General features: G+C 68.4%; 11 protein-coding genes. 5 read left to right on the top strand and 6 right to left on the bottom strand.

Annotation, left to right across the window (positions count from 1 at the left end):
• Window positions 1-82 precede the first annotated feature (82 nt).
• Entirely contained in the window at window positions 83-577 is a 495-nt protein-coding gene (locus ACO1BU_RS08930; protein WP_424135579.1) for a GNAT family N-acetyltransferase, read from the top strand.
• Here the strand turns inward: ACO1BU_RS08930 and ACO1BU_RS08925 are convergent.
• Window positions 561-1,283, bottom strand: a complete 723-nt coding sequence (locus ACO1BU_RS08925) for a lysozyme family protein (RefSeq protein ID WP_424135578.1) — start codon at window positions 1,281-1,283, stop codon at window positions 561-563. The genes ACO1BU_RS08930 and ACO1BU_RS08925 overlap by 17 nt on opposite strands.
• A gap of 121 nt (window positions 1,284-1,404) precedes the next feature.
• On the opposite strand from ACO1BU_RS08925, the gene ACO1BU_RS08920 reads away from it, so the two are divergent.
• From ACO1BU_RS08920 to ACO1BU_RS08910, 3 genes are all read left to right on the top strand, one after another.
• Complete coding sequence (locus ACO1BU_RS08920) at window positions 1,405-2,277, top strand: SDR family oxidoreductase (protein ID WP_424135577.1); 873 nt, start codon at window positions 1,405-1,407, stop codon at window positions 2,275-2,277.
• A 119-nt stretch (window positions 2,278-2,396) separates the two neighbouring features.
• Entirely contained in the window at window positions 2,397-3,566 is a 1,170-nt protein-coding gene (locus tag ACO1BU_RS08915; protein ID WP_424135576.1) for a zinc-dependent alcohol dehydrogenase, read from the top strand.
• 46 nt (window positions 3,567-3,612) lie between these two features.
• Entirely contained in the window at window positions 3,613-4,401 is a 789-nt protein-coding gene (locus tag ACO1BU_RS08910) for an SDR family NAD(P)-dependent oxidoreductase (RefSeq protein ID WP_424135575.1), read from the top strand.
• A gap of 58 nt (window positions 4,402-4,459) precedes the next feature.
• Here ACO1BU_RS08910 and ligD read toward each other — a convergent pair whose 3' ends face one another.
• The 5 genes from ligD to ACO1BU_RS08885 all read right to left on the bottom strand — a co-directional run bounded on the left by ligD (window position 4,460) and on the right by ACO1BU_RS08885 (window position 11,457).
• Complete coding sequence (ligD, locus tag ACO1BU_RS08905; RefSeq protein ID WP_424135574.1) at window positions 4,460-6,043, bottom strand: non-homologous end-joining DNA ligase; 1,584 nt, start codon at window positions 6,041-6,043, stop codon at window positions 4,460-4,462.
• Window positions 6,044-6,082: 39 nt separating this feature from the next.
• On the bottom strand, window positions 6,083-7,114 hold the full coding sequence (locus tag ACO1BU_RS08900) for an LLM class flavin-dependent oxidoreductase (protein ID WP_424135573.1): 1,032 nt from the start codon (window positions 7,112-7,114) through the stop codon (window positions 6,083-6,085).
• 137 nt (window positions 7,115-7,251) lie between these two features.
• The gene (locus tag ACO1BU_RS08895; protein WP_424135572.1) at window positions 7,252-8,886 is read right to left on the bottom strand and encodes an NAD(P)/FAD-dependent oxidoreductase; all 1,635 of its coding nucleotides are present in this window, start codon (window positions 8,884-8,886) and stop codon (window positions 7,252-7,254) included.
• Between the two features lie 34 nt (window positions 8,887-8,920).
• Complete coding sequence (locus tag ACO1BU_RS08890; RefSeq protein WP_424135571.1) at window positions 8,921-10,105, bottom strand: BaiN/RdsA family NAD(P)/FAD-dependent oxidoreductase; 1,185 nt, start codon at window positions 10,103-10,105, stop codon at window positions 8,921-8,923.
• On the bottom strand, window positions 10,102-11,457 hold the full coding sequence (locus ACO1BU_RS08885) for an aldehyde dehydrogenase family protein (protein WP_424135570.1): 1,356 nt from the start codon (window positions 11,455-11,457) through the stop codon (window positions 10,102-10,104). The genes ACO1BU_RS08890 and ACO1BU_RS08885 overlap by 4 nt, the downstream gene beginning before the upstream one ends.
• An 89-nt stretch (window positions 11,458-11,546) precedes the next feature.
• Between ACO1BU_RS08885 and ACO1BU_RS08880 the strand changes: the two genes are divergently transcribed.
• Window positions 11,547-12,605 carry an isocitrate/isopropylmalate dehydrogenase family protein gene (locus ACO1BU_RS08880; RefSeq protein ID WP_424135569.1) on the top strand — a complete coding sequence of 353 codons (1,059 nt, stop codon included), beginning with the start codon at window positions 11,547-11,549 and terminating at the stop codon, window positions 12,603-12,605.
• Window positions 12,606-12,635 lie beyond the last annotated feature (30 nt).

The following is a 12,635-nucleotide window of genomic DNA, read 5'->3' as shown; positions in this document are numbered from 1 at the left end:
GTCTTGGCGGGCACTATTCTGGCACGTTCTATGCGCCCGCCCCGCGTCCGGGTCGAGGTCGGCGGGGTAGCAGGAGATTACGATGACCAGCCCCGTTCCGCCCCCGGCCGCAGTGCTCCGCCCCATGCGGGAAGCCGACATCCCGGGGCTGGTGGCGCTGCACGCCGCTTCCTTCGCTACCCTCGCCACCGCTTATCCGCCTGACCTCGCTCCCCTCTACGCCGAGGCGGTTTCCACGCCCGAATATGCGCAGGAGATGAGGGACAGCGACATGTGGCTGGCGGAGCGGGATGGCACCCTGCTGGGCAGCGCGGGATGGCTGGGCCAGCCAGGCGGGGTGGCGCGGATCCGCAAGGTTTTCGTGCATCCGGAGGCCGCGCGGCAGGGCCTGGCCACGCGCTTGGTCCAGGCCGCGGAGGAGCGGGCCCGGGCCGCCGGCCACACGCGCTTCATGTTGCGCGCCTATCTCAGCGCCGTGCCCTTCTATGAAAGCCTCGGCTACCTGCCCGATCGTCCCGGTGAACGGTCCCTGGTCGGGGGGCGCACCATGCCCGTGCTGTTCATGCGGAAGGACTGACGCCGCCGCGGCCGCGCGCGGCATAGGCAACCCCGGCGAAGTCGCGAAGGCGCTGCTCCACGCCGGCGAAGGCGGCGCGGCTGGCCTCGGGCACCGGGGCTTCGGGGGTGCGTGTGCGATGCTCCAGCCAGCGCGCCACCGCCCCCGCGCCACGGCGATGGGCGGCCGCGACCAGCCCGGCCTCGGTGATCGCGAGCGGCTGGCCATTCGTGGCCGTCACGGTTTGCCCGGCCGCGCCCAGGGCGCCATTGGCGGCGAGCTGACGTTCTGTGCGCTGCAGATATTGGCCCATGGCAGCCTCCTGAGCCGCCGGGCTGGCGAGGAAATCCGCCTCGCTCTGCACACCCTGGGCGGCGGCGCGCGCGGTCCAGGCGCCGCTGGCGTCCTGCCAGCCGATATCCCGCAGGGCCACAGGCAGGAACTGATAACGTCCGAGCGCTCCCGAGGTCGGGTTGCGCGCGGACCAGTTGCTGCCCGCGCTTTCCAGTGCTGCGATGCGGCTGCGGAAGGCATCCTCCCCCGCGCGCACTGTCCGGGCTGGCGGATGGGCCGCCGCGGCCGTGCCTTCCCGGGGTATCCTGGCGGGAAGGGGGGTGAAGGGCGCCTGGGCACGGGCCAGTGCGCTTTTAAAGTCCGCCGTCTTGGCGACTGCCTTGCCGGCCCGGTTGGGGCGCGGCGCCATGGGCTGCACTGCCTGGGTGCTCATGACGCACGAGCTTATCTACATAGGTTAATCAGAGGGTTAATTCGCGCTGGGCGATCCCGCGTCAGCGAAACCGACGCCTTCGGCGGACCGTTTTCCGGGCTCTCCGCAAGGAACCTGCCGGATGTCCGACGACCAGAAGACCCCCCAACCCCCGCAGCACCAGGATCACCAGCCCGGCCGGGAATCCGAGATGACGCCCCGGCCGCGCGCCCAGATGGAAAACTGGAAGGCCGCCGGCAAGCTGGAAGGGAAGAAGGCGCTGGTGACGGGCGGTGATTCCGGCATCGGCCGCGCGGTGGCGATCGGCTTTGCCAAGGAAGGCGCGGATGTTGTCATCCTCTACAAGGATGAACACGAGGACGCCGCCGAGACGAAGCGCCTGGTGGAGGCCGCCGGCCGCCGCTGCGAGGTCTATGCCGGTGACGTGGGCGACCCGGCCTTCGTGAAGGAGACGGTCGCGAAGGCGGTGGCCTTCCTGGGCGGCCGGATCGACGTGCTCGTGAACAATGCCGCAGAGCAGCATGTGAACGAGGACTTCCCCACGATCGAGGAGGCGCAGGTCGAGCGCACCTTCCGCACCAACATCTTCGGCTATTTCTGGATGGCGAAGAATGTGGTGCCGCACATGCCCGAGGGCGGCGCCATCATCAACACCACTTCGGTCACCGCTTATCGCGGCAGCCCGCAATTGGTCGACTATGCCAGCACCAAGGGCGCTATTGTGGCCTTCACGCGCAGCCTGTCGCAGCAGCTTTACAAGAGCCGCAAGATCCGCGTGAACGGCGTGGCTCCGGGCCCGATCTGGACGCCCCTGATCCCCGCCAGCTTCGATGAGGAGAGGACGGCCCAGCACGGCTCCTCCGCCCAGATGGGGCGGGCGGGCCAGCCGGACGAGGTGGCGCCCTCCTACATCTTTCTCGCCTCGAATGCGGACAGTTCCTACATCAATGGACAGGTCCTGCATCCGAATGGCGGTGATGTGGTGAACGCCTGAATCTGCCGGAGGACCTTCCTGGGGCGGCGCCGGCGCATGCAGCGGATGGCGCCCCCTGGCGTTGAGCGAGTCCTGGCATGATCCCGGGCGCCCCGCGCCCGCCACGAAAGAGGACGCGCATGAAGGCGATCACCTGGCACGGCAAAGGCGATATGCGCTGCGAGACCGTGCCCGATCCGAAGATCCAGGACGGCCGTGACGCCATCATCAAGGTGACGTCCTGCGCCATCTGCGGCTCCGACCTGCATCTGATGGACGGGATGATCCCGACCATGGAGCGCGGCGACATCGTCGGCCATGAATGCATGGGCGAGGTGGTCGAGGTCGGCAAGGACAACAAGAAGCTGAAGGTCGGCGACCGGGTGGTGGTGCCCTTCACCATCTCCTGTGGCGAGTGCTTCTTCTGCCAGCGCGGCTTCTTCTCGGGCTGCGAGCGGTCGAACCCCAATGCAAAGATGGCCGAGAAGATGTGGGGGCACTCTCCCGCCGGCCTCTTCGGCTATTCGCACCTCCTCGGCGGCTATGCCGGCGGGCAGGCGGAATATGTCCGCATCCCCTATGCCGATGTCGGCCCGATCAAGGTGCCGGAGGGGATGACCGACGAGCAGGTCCTGTTCCTGTCCGACATCTTCCCCACCGGCTACATGGGCGCTGAATTCTGCAACATCAAAGGCGGCGAGACCATCGCGATCTGGGGCTGCGGCCCCGTCGGCCAGATGGCGATCCGCAGCGCCTTCCTGCTCGGCGCCGCGCGCGTGATCGCCATCGACACGGTGCCGGAGCGCCTGGCGATGGCGCAGATGGCAGGGGCCGAGACGCTCGATTTCCGGGATGTCGACATCTATGACGCGATCCAGGAGAAGACGAAGGGCCGCGGCGCCGATGCCTGCATCGATGCGGTGGGCACCGAGGCTGACGCCTTCGGCAGCTTCGATTCCGTCATCGACCGCGTGAAGGTCGCGACCTTCATGGGCACGGACCGCCCGCATGTGCTGCGCCAGGCGATCCATTGCTGCCGCAACTTCGGCACCGTCTCCATCATCGGCGTCTATGGCGGCTTCCTCGACAAGATTCCCATGGGTTCCGCCATCAACCGCGGCCTGACCTTCCGCATGGCGCAGACCCCGGTCCAGCACTATCTGCCAATGCTGCTGGAGCGCATCCAGAAGGGCGAGATCGATCCCTCCTTCGTCATCACGCACCGCGCGACGCTTGAGGAGGGGCCTGAGCTCTACAAGACCTTCCGGGACAAGAAGGATGGCTGCATCAAGGTTGTGTTGAAGCCCTGATCCGCAGCGGACTGCCCGAACAACGTCTTACGGACGGAGAATGTCCATGGCCCAGGCCACACGCCCCCTCGCCATCGTTACCGGCGCGTCGACCGGTATCGGACGGGAACTGGCTAACCAGGCCGCGCAACACGGCTACGACCTGCTGATCGCGGCCGATGAACCGGAGATCGAGACCGCGGCGTCCGAACTGCGTGGCCTAGGCGTGAATGTCGATGCCGTGCAGGCCGATCTTTCCACCACGGAGGGAGTGGACAAGCTCCTGGCGGAAACGAAGGGCCGCCCGGCGGAGCTGTTGCTTGCCAATGCCGGACGTGGCCTCGGCAAGGGCTTCCTCGACCAGAACTTCGACGAGGCCCGCAAGGTGGTGGATACCAACATCACCGGCACGATCTATCTGGTCCACAAGGTCGGGCAGGAGATGCGGGCGCGGAATGCCGGCAAGATCATGATCGTCGGCTCTATCGCCGGCTTCATGCCCGGCAGCTTTCAGGCCGTGTATAATGGCACGAAGTCCTTCCTGAACTCCTTCTCCTGGGCGCTCCGGAACGAGTTGAAGGACACGGGCATCACCGTTACCTGCCTCATGCCCGGCCCGACCGAAACCGAGTTCTTCGAGCGTGGCGACCTGATGGACACGCCGGTCGGCCAGCAGCAGAAGGACGATCCCGCGAAGGTTGCGAAGGACGGCTTCGACGCGATGATGCGCGGCGATGGCGACATCGTCAGCGGCTGGAAGAACAAGCTGCAATCCGCCGTGGCCAATGTGCTGCCGGCCAGCGTCACCGCCCAGATGCATCGCGGCATGGCCGAACCTGACCATGGCAAGCAGTAGGTCCTGATCGCAGGGTGTGGAGACGGGAGGCTTCGGCCTCCCGTTCTGCGTTTCGATTTCAGCGTTTCCGCTTGGCGGGCAGCGGCTTTGCCGCCGCGTCGAACCCCACCCAGGGATCGGCCTCTTTTATCCGTGCCGGCGCCGTGCGGATCGTAAAGGCCTTCGGGTCCAGCGCCTTCGTCACCTCCGACCAGTCCAGCGGCACGGATACGGTGGCACCCGGGCGCGCCCGCGGCGACCAGCACGCGACCGCGGAGGCGCCGCGCGCGTTGCGCTGGTAGTCCAGGAAGATGCGGCCGCCCCGCACGCCCTTCGAACTTTCAGTGGTGAAGCGGTCCGGTGCCTCGGCTTCCAGCGCCTGGCAGATCGAGGCCGCCGTGTCGTGCAGCGCCTTCCAGGTAGCGCCGGGCGTGACCGGGGCCACGATATGCAGCCCCTTGCCGCCCGTTGTCTTGCAGAAGGGCGCCAACCCAAGGGCGGCCACCCGCTCGCGCAACACCAGGGCGGCGTCGACCACCGCGGCAAAGGGCAGGTCCTCCGCTGGATCGAGATCGAGGATCAGGCGGTCCGGCCGTGTGACGCTGGCGCTGCGGGCCGGCCAGGGATGGATTTCCAAGGTGCCGGACTGTGCCAGCGCGACCAGCCCTTCCTGGCTGTCCACCTGGAGCAGCGGCGAGCTTTCCCCACGCGGCTTCACCTGGGTGATAAGGGCGGAGGCGCCGCGGCCGGCATGGCGTTGGAAGAAGCGGTCGCCGTCCAGGCCGTCCGGCGCACGCAGCAGGGACAGGGGGCGCCCCTCGATCCAGGGCAGCAGACGCGGGGCGACGGCCACCATGTATTCGGCCAGGTCGCGCTTCGTGATGTTGTCCTCCGGCCAGAGGAGCTTCTCCGGATGCGTGAGGGCAACGCCCCCGACGGTGATATGGGCGGCGGTGTCGGATCTGGCCTTCGTCCGGGGCTTTGCCGCTTTGGGCTGCTCCGCCTCGGAAGCGTTCGAGGCCACGGATTTGCGTGGCTTCGCCGCACGGCGCTTCGCCGGCGCTGCCTCGGGCGGCTTGCCGGCTATGGCCGTCATGTCGCGCCCCGTGGCGACTGAATTGTCGGTCTCCTCCAGAAGCGCGTCCCCATCGCCGGGGCGTGCCGCCTCATCCTCGTCCTTGATCAGCAGCCAGTTCTGCTTCGCCTCCCGCCCGCGCGGGCGCATCCGCACGAGGTGCCAGGCGCCGTGCAGCCTTTCCCCATGCAGGGTGAAGCTCAGGCGGCCTTTCTCCAGATCGCCGGCTGGATCATCGGATGCCGGTTCCCAGGTGCCACGATCCCATGTCATCACCGTGCCGGCGCCATAGCTCATGGAGATGACGCCTTCGAAGCGCGCATACTCCACCGGGTGGTCCTCCACCTCCACCGCCAGGCGCTTGTCGGCGGGGTCCAGGCTGGGACCGCGCGTGACGGCCCAGGATTTCAGGACGCCGCCCAGTTCCAGCCGGAAGTCGTAATGCAGCCGCGTGGCGTCGTGCTTCTGCACCACAAAGGCGAGTGCCTTGCCCTTGCGGCGCTTCGGCTTCGGTGCGGCGCCCTCCGGCTCCGCCGTCTGGCGGAAGTCCCGCTTGGCGCGATAGGGGGCGAGGGGATCGGCGGCCATGGCGGGAAGGCAACGTTCATCCCGCCCGGCCGGTTCCGATCAGGCCAGAAGGTTCCGCACCATCGGAATAACCCGGCTTCCATAGAGTTCGATGCTGCGCATCATCTTCTCATGGGGTAGGGACCCCGCGCTGTACTTCATCTCGAAGCGCGAGAGGCCCAGCGCCCTCACCGTCGCCGCGATCCGCCGTGCCACCGTTTCAGGCGCGCCGGCATAGAGGGAGCCGCCCGCGATCTCCCGCTCGAAATCCGCCCGTTGCGCCGGCGGCCAGCCGCGCTCGGCGCCGATCTGGTCGCGGGAGCGCTTCCAGTGCGGCCAGAGCTCTTCCTTCGCCTGCTCGTCTGTCTCCGCCACATAGCCATGGGAATGGACGCCAATGGGCTGGGCGGGCTGGCTGAGCTTCTCGAGCGCCTGATGGAACAGGTCCACATAGGGCCGGAAGCGGGTCGGCTCTCCGCCGATGATGGCAAGCATCAAGGGCAGCCCGTGATGCGCCGCGCGCACCACGGATTTCGGGCTGCCGCCCACGCCCACCCAGGTCTTCAGCCTGCCGTTCTCAATGGGCGGGAAGACGCGTTGCTCCTGCAGGGGCGGGCGGATGCGGCCCTGCCAGGTCACCGGCCCGCCCTTCAGCAGTGCGGCGAAAAGGTCCAGCTTTTCCTCGAACAGCATCTCGTAATCGTTGAGGTCGAAGCCGAAGAGAGGGAAGGACTCCGTAAAGGAGCCGCGGCCCAGGATCACCTCTGCCCGCCCATTCGAGACGGCATCGAGCGTCGAGAAGCGCTGGAAGACCCGGATGGGGTCATCGGAGCTGAGCACCGTGACGGCGGTGCCGAGGCGGATGCGCTTCGTGCGGGTTGCTATGGCGCCCAGCAGCACCTCGGGTGCGGAGACCGCGAAGTCCTCGCGGTGATGCTCGCCCACGCCGAAGAAGTCGATGCCCAGCTCATCGGCCAGCACGGCCTCGTCGATCAGGTTCCGAAGAACCTGGGCATGGGGAAGCAGTTCGCCGTCCGGGCCGGCGGTGACGTCCCCGAAAGTGTCGAGGGCGAATTCAAGGGGGAGGGCCACGCGGTATCCTTCGTCACGGTTTGGCGTGCAGGTGCGGGCTCAGGTATTCAGCGGCCCCCCGCCCGTCGAGACGCAGCACCCACCGCGCTGTCAATCACGCTCATTGATGTGCGTGATGCGGGCCGGGCAGTTCTGGCTCAGGCGACCAGGGCTCCCGCCGAAAGGCTCGCTGCCACCGCTTCCGCCGCGCGGATGCCATCCACCCCGGCGGAGAGAATCCCGCCCGCATAGCCCGCGCCCTCGCCGGCTGGGAACAGCCCTGGCGTGTTGAGGCTCTGCCCGGTTTCGTCCCGCCTGATGCGAAGGGGCGAGGAGGTGCGCGTCTCCACCCCCGTCATCACGGCATCACCCATGGCGAAGCCTTTGATCTGCCGGTCGAAGGCCGGCAGCGCCTCCCGGATTGCGGCCACGGCGAAGTCGGGCAGGCAGAGCGACAGGTCCGTCGGTGTCACGCCGGGGCGGTAAGACGGGATGACATCCCCCAGCTTCGTGCTGGGCCTTCCGGCCAGGAAGTCCTCCACCCGCTGCACTGGCGCATTCCAGTTTCCGCCACCTGCCTCGAAGGCCCGTTCTTCCCAATGCCGCTGGAAGGCAATGCCGGCCAGCGGCGATCCGGGATAGTCGCGCTCCGGCGAGATGCTCACGACGATTCCGGCATTCGCGTTGCGCTCGTTACGCGAATACTGGCTCATCCCATTGGTGACGAGGCGGCCGGGCTCCGAGGCCGCCGCCACCACCGTGCCGCCCGGGCACATGCAGAAGGAATAGACGGCGCGCCCTTCCGCAGCCTCCGTTTTGCAGTGATGCACCAGCTTGTAGTCGGCCGCGCCGAGCACGGGATGCCCGGCCTGTGGCCCGAAGCGGCAGCGGTCGATCATGCCCTGCGGGTGCTCGATCCGCACGCCGATGGAGAAGGGCTTCGCCTCCATGTACACGCCGCGCTCATGCAGCATCGTGAAGGTATCGCGCGCCGAATGGCCGACCGCGAGCACGGCATGATCCGCCTCCAGGAAGGAGCCGTCCGAGAGATGCAGGCCGCGCAGCCGGCGATCCGGCCCCAGCTCCAGATTCTCCACGCGTGTCCCGAAGCGGTACTCGCCGCCCAGGGATTCGATATGGGCGCGCATGTGCTCGACCATGGAGACAAGGCGGAAGGTGCCGATATGCGGCTTGGAGACGTAGAGGATCTCCTCCGGCGCCCCCGCCTTCACGAACTCCTCCAGCACCTTGCGGATGCGGTTGGCATTGTCGCCGATGCCGCTCCACAGCTTGCCGTCCGAGAAAGTACCGGCCCCGCCCTCGCCGAACTGCACATTGGATTCCGGCGTCAGCACGGAACGGCGCCACAGTCCCCATGTGTCCTGCGTGCGCTGGCGCACCACCTTGCCGCGCTCCAGCAGGATCGGGCGCAGGCCCATCTGGGCCAGGATCAGCATGGCGAAAAGGCCGCAGGGACCGGCGCCCACCACCACCGGCCGCAGGCGCGGCGGCGCAGGCGGGGCTGAGGGCAGGCGATAGGAGGTCTCGGGCGTCACGCCCACATGCTTGTCGGTGCTGCCCAGCCGGGCCAGCACCGAGGCCTCGTCCCGCACGGCCACGTCCAGCGTGTAGATCAGCACGATGGCGCCCCGGCGGCGGGCGTCATAGCCGCGGCGGAAGACGCTGATGTCCAGCACTTCTTCGGGTTCGACACGGAGCCGGGCGGCCACGGCATCGCGCAGCGCGTCCTCGGCATGGTCCAGGGGAAGCTTGATCTCGGTCAGTCGCAGCATGGTCGCGGGGATATAGGCGTTTCCCGTCGGAAATTCACACGGATTGTCCGGCGCACCAGCCCGACGACCAAGCCCATTGGAAGTTATAGCCCCCCAGCCAGCCCGTGACGTCCACGGCCTCACCGATCACATGCAGGCCGGGCACGTCTTTGGCGACCATGGTCTGGGAGGACAGGGCGGCCGTATCCACGCCGCCCGCCATCACCTCAGCCTTGGCATAGCCCTCGGTGCCCGTGGGCGTCAGGGCCATGCCCTTCAGCAGGGCCGCAACCTCCTTCAGTGCCTTGTTGCCCAACTCCCCGGCGGGGCGGGTGTGCTGCGCCAGCCGTGTCTGTACCAGGGCCGAGGCGAGGCGCTGCGGCAACCGCTCCGCCAGCACCGTATGCAGCGCCGCCTTCGGTCGTTCCTCCTTGCGGGCCAGCAGCCAGGCAACCGCGTCCACATCGGGCAGCAGGTCGAGCGTGACCGCCTCCCCCGGGCGCCAAGGTGTCGAGATCTGGAGGATGGCCGGCCCGGACAGCCCGCGATGGGTGAAGAGCATCGCCTCCCGGAAGCGTATCTTGCCCGCGCCTGCCTGCACCGGCAGGGAAACGCCGGAGATCGGCCGCATCAGCGCCAGATCGGCTTCGCCGAAGGTCAGCGGTACCAGGGCCGGCCGCGTCTCCATCACCGGCAAACCGAAGCGGCGTGCGAGGTCGAGCGAAAGTCCTGTCGCCCCCATCTTCGGGATGGAGAGCCCGCCCGTGGCCAGCACCAGCGCCGGGGCGGTGAAGGTCCCGCGATCCGTTTCCACCCGGAACGCCTCGGCACGGGTCACGTCAATGATCCGGTGCCGCAGGCGCAGATCCACCCCGACCGCTTCGCATTCATCCAGCAGCAGGCCGACAATGGCGCGTGCCGAGCCGTCGCAGAAAAGCTGGCCGAGGGTCTTCTCGTGATAGGGGATGCGATGCTTCTCGACGAGCGCGATGAAGTCGTGCTGCGTATAGCGGGACAAGGCCGAGCGCGCGAAATGCGGGTTGCCCGAGAAGAACCGCGACGGCTCCACCCCCGTATTGGTGAAGTTGCAACGGCCGCCGCCGGAGATGAGGATCTTCGCCCCGGGCTGGTCGGCATGGTCCAGCAGCAGCACACGCTTGCCCCGCCGCCCGGCCGTGAAGGCGCACATCATGCCCGCCGCGCCGGCCCCCAGTATGATGGCGTCGAAGTTGTTGTTCATCCCATCAACCGCTTGATGATTGAGAGTGGGGCCTTGTAGGGCGGATAGCGCAGCGAAGGATCGATGCCGGCCGGCTGCCGGAATACCGCGCGGGCGTTGGAGAAGGCCTCGAAACCCGCCTGCCCGTGATACCGCCCCTGCCCACTGGGTCCGACGCCACCGAAGGGCAGGTCGGGCACGGTGCAGTGGACGAGGTGCTCGTTCACGCAGAAGCCGCCGGAGGGCAGGGCCGCCGCCACCGCCTCGGCGAAGCCACGGTCCCGCGTATGGACATAGAGGGCCAGCGGCTCCGGCAGGCCGGACAGGTCCGCCAGAAGCTCCGCCCGGTCCCGCCAGGTCACCACGGGCAGGATGGGGCCGAAGATCTCTTCCCGCAGTAGCGCCGGATCAGGATCGCGCAGGATCGTGGGCTGGAGGTGCAGCGCGTTCTCGTCCACCGCGCCGCCAATGACCACACGCCCCCGCGCCAGCACGGCCTTCATCCGCCCGAGATGCCGCGCATCGACCACGCGCTGCATCCCGCGCCCATCCGGCCCGTAGAAGCGCGCCAGCGTCTCGCGCAGCGCCCCCACCAGTGCATCCGCCCGGCTCTCATGCACCAGCACATGGTTGGGGGCGAGGCAGGTCTGCCCGGCATTCAGGAACTTGGCCCAGGCGATCCGTCGTGCGGTCACACCCGGCTCCGCATCTGCATCCACGATGCAGGGATTGGCCCCGCCCAGCTCCAGCGTGGTGGTAGCCAGGTTGCGCGCCGCTGCCTCGGCCACCTTGCGGCCGGTCTCCGTGCTGCCGGTGAAGAAGATGTGGTCGAAGGGCAGGGCGGTCAGCGCCGCCGCCATCTCCGGCCCGCCCTGGGCCACCTGCACATGGCCCGGCGTGAAGCAACGCGCCGCCAGCTTTTCCAGCGCTGCCGCCGTGGCCGGTGCGATCTCGGAGGGCTTCAGCACCACCGCATTTCCCGCGGCAATGGCGCTGACCAGCGGCACCAGGCAGAGCTGCACGGGGTAGTTCCAGGGGCCGAGGATCAGCACGGCGCCGCGCGGCTCCATCCGCAGCGCGGCGCGGCCGGGCAGGTGGAACCAGCGCCCGCCCACCCGCCGCTCCGCCATCCAGCGGGACAGGCGCCTGAGGGTGAGCGCGATCTCCTGCCGGACCAGCAGGATCTCCGAGGTCCAGGCCTCGAATTCGGACTTGCCGAGATCGGCGTGGAGCGCGGCCAGCAACTCGCCCTCCATCGCTTCCAGCCCGTCGCGCAGCGCGATCAGCGCGGCCCGCCGCGCCTCCGGCGGCCGGGTCGCGCCCGAGGCAAAACGGGCGTGGGCGGCGTCCAGCAGGGCAGGGGCATCGGCCATGGCGCCCGCTCTACCCCGCCGGGGCCGGGAAGGCGATGGACGACCTGCCTGACCCGTCGGATAGAGAAGGGAGCAGAGGGGAACGCGCCATGCACATTGTCGTCCTGCCCGGTGACGGGATCGGCCCGGAGATCACCGGGGCCACGCTGGCCGTGCTGGAGGCCGCCGGGAACCGCTTCGGCCTGAACCTGAACCTGACCCATGAGGTGGCCGGCCATGAGAGCCTGCGCCGCCACGGTACGACCCTTCGCCCCGGCCTGCTGGAGACGGTGCAGGCGGCCGATGGCCTGTTGATGGGCCCCATGTCCACCTATGACTACACGGATGAGAGCAAGGGCGGCATCAACCCCTCCGCCTTCTTCCGCAAGCGCCTGGACCTTTTCGCCAACATCCGCCCTGCCCGCACCTATCCCGGCGTGCCCTATCCCACGCGGCACGAATTCGACCTGGTGGTGGTGCGCGAGAACACCGAGGGCTTCTACGCCGACCGCAACATGACCAAGGGCAGTGCGGAGATGTTGGTGACGGAGGATGTCTGCGTCTCCCTCCGCCGCATCACCCGCCCCTGCTGCGCCCGCATCGCCCAGGCCGCCTTCCGCCTGGCTGCCACGCGCCGGCGCAAGGTCACCGCAGTGCACAAGGCCAATGTGCTCACCATGGGCGACGGCATGTTCCTGGAGGAATGCCGCAAAGCCGCCGCGGACTTCCCGGGCGTGGAGCTGGAGGAGGTGATCGTGGACGCGATGGCCGCCCTGCTGATCCGCGACCCATCCCGCTTCGACGTGATCGTCACCACCAACATGTTCGGCGACATCCTCTCCGACATGACGGCGGAGCTGTCCGGAAGCATCGGCCTCGGTGGCTCGGTGAATGCCGGCGCGAACCACGCGATGGCCCAGGCCGCCCATGGTTCGGCCCCGGATATCGCGGGGCAGGATCGCGCCAACCCTTTCTCGCTCATCCTCTCCCTCGCCCAGCTCCTGGACTGGCATGGCGACCGGCAGGGCCAGGCCGCCTATACCCAGGCCGCCCGCGCGATCGAGGCGGCCGTGGCGGAGGCCGTCAGCGCCGGGGAGGCGACGCCGGATGTGGGTGGGTCGCTCGGTACCGCCGCCACCGGCCAAGCTGTTGCCAAGCGGCTCCGCTAGATCGGGTCAGCTGGAGGCGTGAAAACGCCT

The sequence above is a fragment of the Roseomonas chloroacetimidivorans genome, assembly GCF_049629625.1.
Lineage (GTDB): Bacteria > Pseudomonadota > Alphaproteobacteria > Acetobacterales > Acetobacteraceae > Roseomonas > Roseomonas chloroacetimidivorans.
This window is presented reverse-complemented; position numbering and strand designations above follow the sequence as displayed.

What these genes read in the sequence shown, in the direction of transcription:
- ACO1BU_RS08925 (WP_424135578.1), bottom strand. Translation starts at nt 1,283, where the DNA reads ATGAGCACCCAGGCAGTGCAGCCCATGGCGCCGCGCCCCAACCGGGCC.
- ACO1BU_RS08920 (WP_424135577.1), top strand. Translation starts at nt 1,405, where the DNA reads ATGTCCGACGACCAGAAGACCCCCCAACCCCCGCAGCACCAGGATCAC.
- ACO1BU_RS08890 (WP_424135571.1), bottom strand. Translation starts at nt 10,105, where the DNA reads ATGAACAACAACTTCGACGCCATCATACTGGGGGCCGGCGCGGCGGGC.
- ACO1BU_RS08885 (WP_424135570.1), bottom strand. Translation starts at nt 11,457, where the DNA reads ATGGCCGATGCCCCTGCCCTGCTGGACGCCGCCCACGCCCGTTTTGCC.
- ACO1BU_RS08915 (WP_424135576.1), top strand. Translation starts at nt 2,397, where the DNA reads ATGAAGGCGATCACCTGGCACGGCAAAGGCGATATGCGCTGCGAGACC.
- ACO1BU_RS08910 (WP_424135575.1), top strand. Translation starts at nt 3,613, where the DNA reads ATGGCCCAGGCCACACGCCCCCTCGCCATCGTTACCGGCGCGTCGACC.
- ACO1BU_RS08895 (WP_424135572.1), bottom strand. Translation starts at nt 8,886, where the DNA reads ATGCTGCGACTGACCGAGATCAAGCTTCCCCTGGACCATGCCGAGGAC.
- ACO1BU_RS08880 (WP_424135569.1), top strand. Translation starts at nt 11,547, where the DNA reads ATGCACATTGTCGTCCTGCCCGGTGACGGGATCGGCCCGGAGATCACC.
- ACO1BU_RS08930 (WP_424135579.1), top strand. Translation starts at nt 83, where the DNA reads ATGACCAGCCCCGTTCCGCCCCCGGCCGCAGTGCTCCGCCCCATGCGG.
- ligD (WP_424135574.1), bottom strand. Translation starts at nt 6,043, where the DNA reads ATGGCCGCCGATCCCCTCGCCCCCTATCGCGCCAAGCGGGACTTCCGC.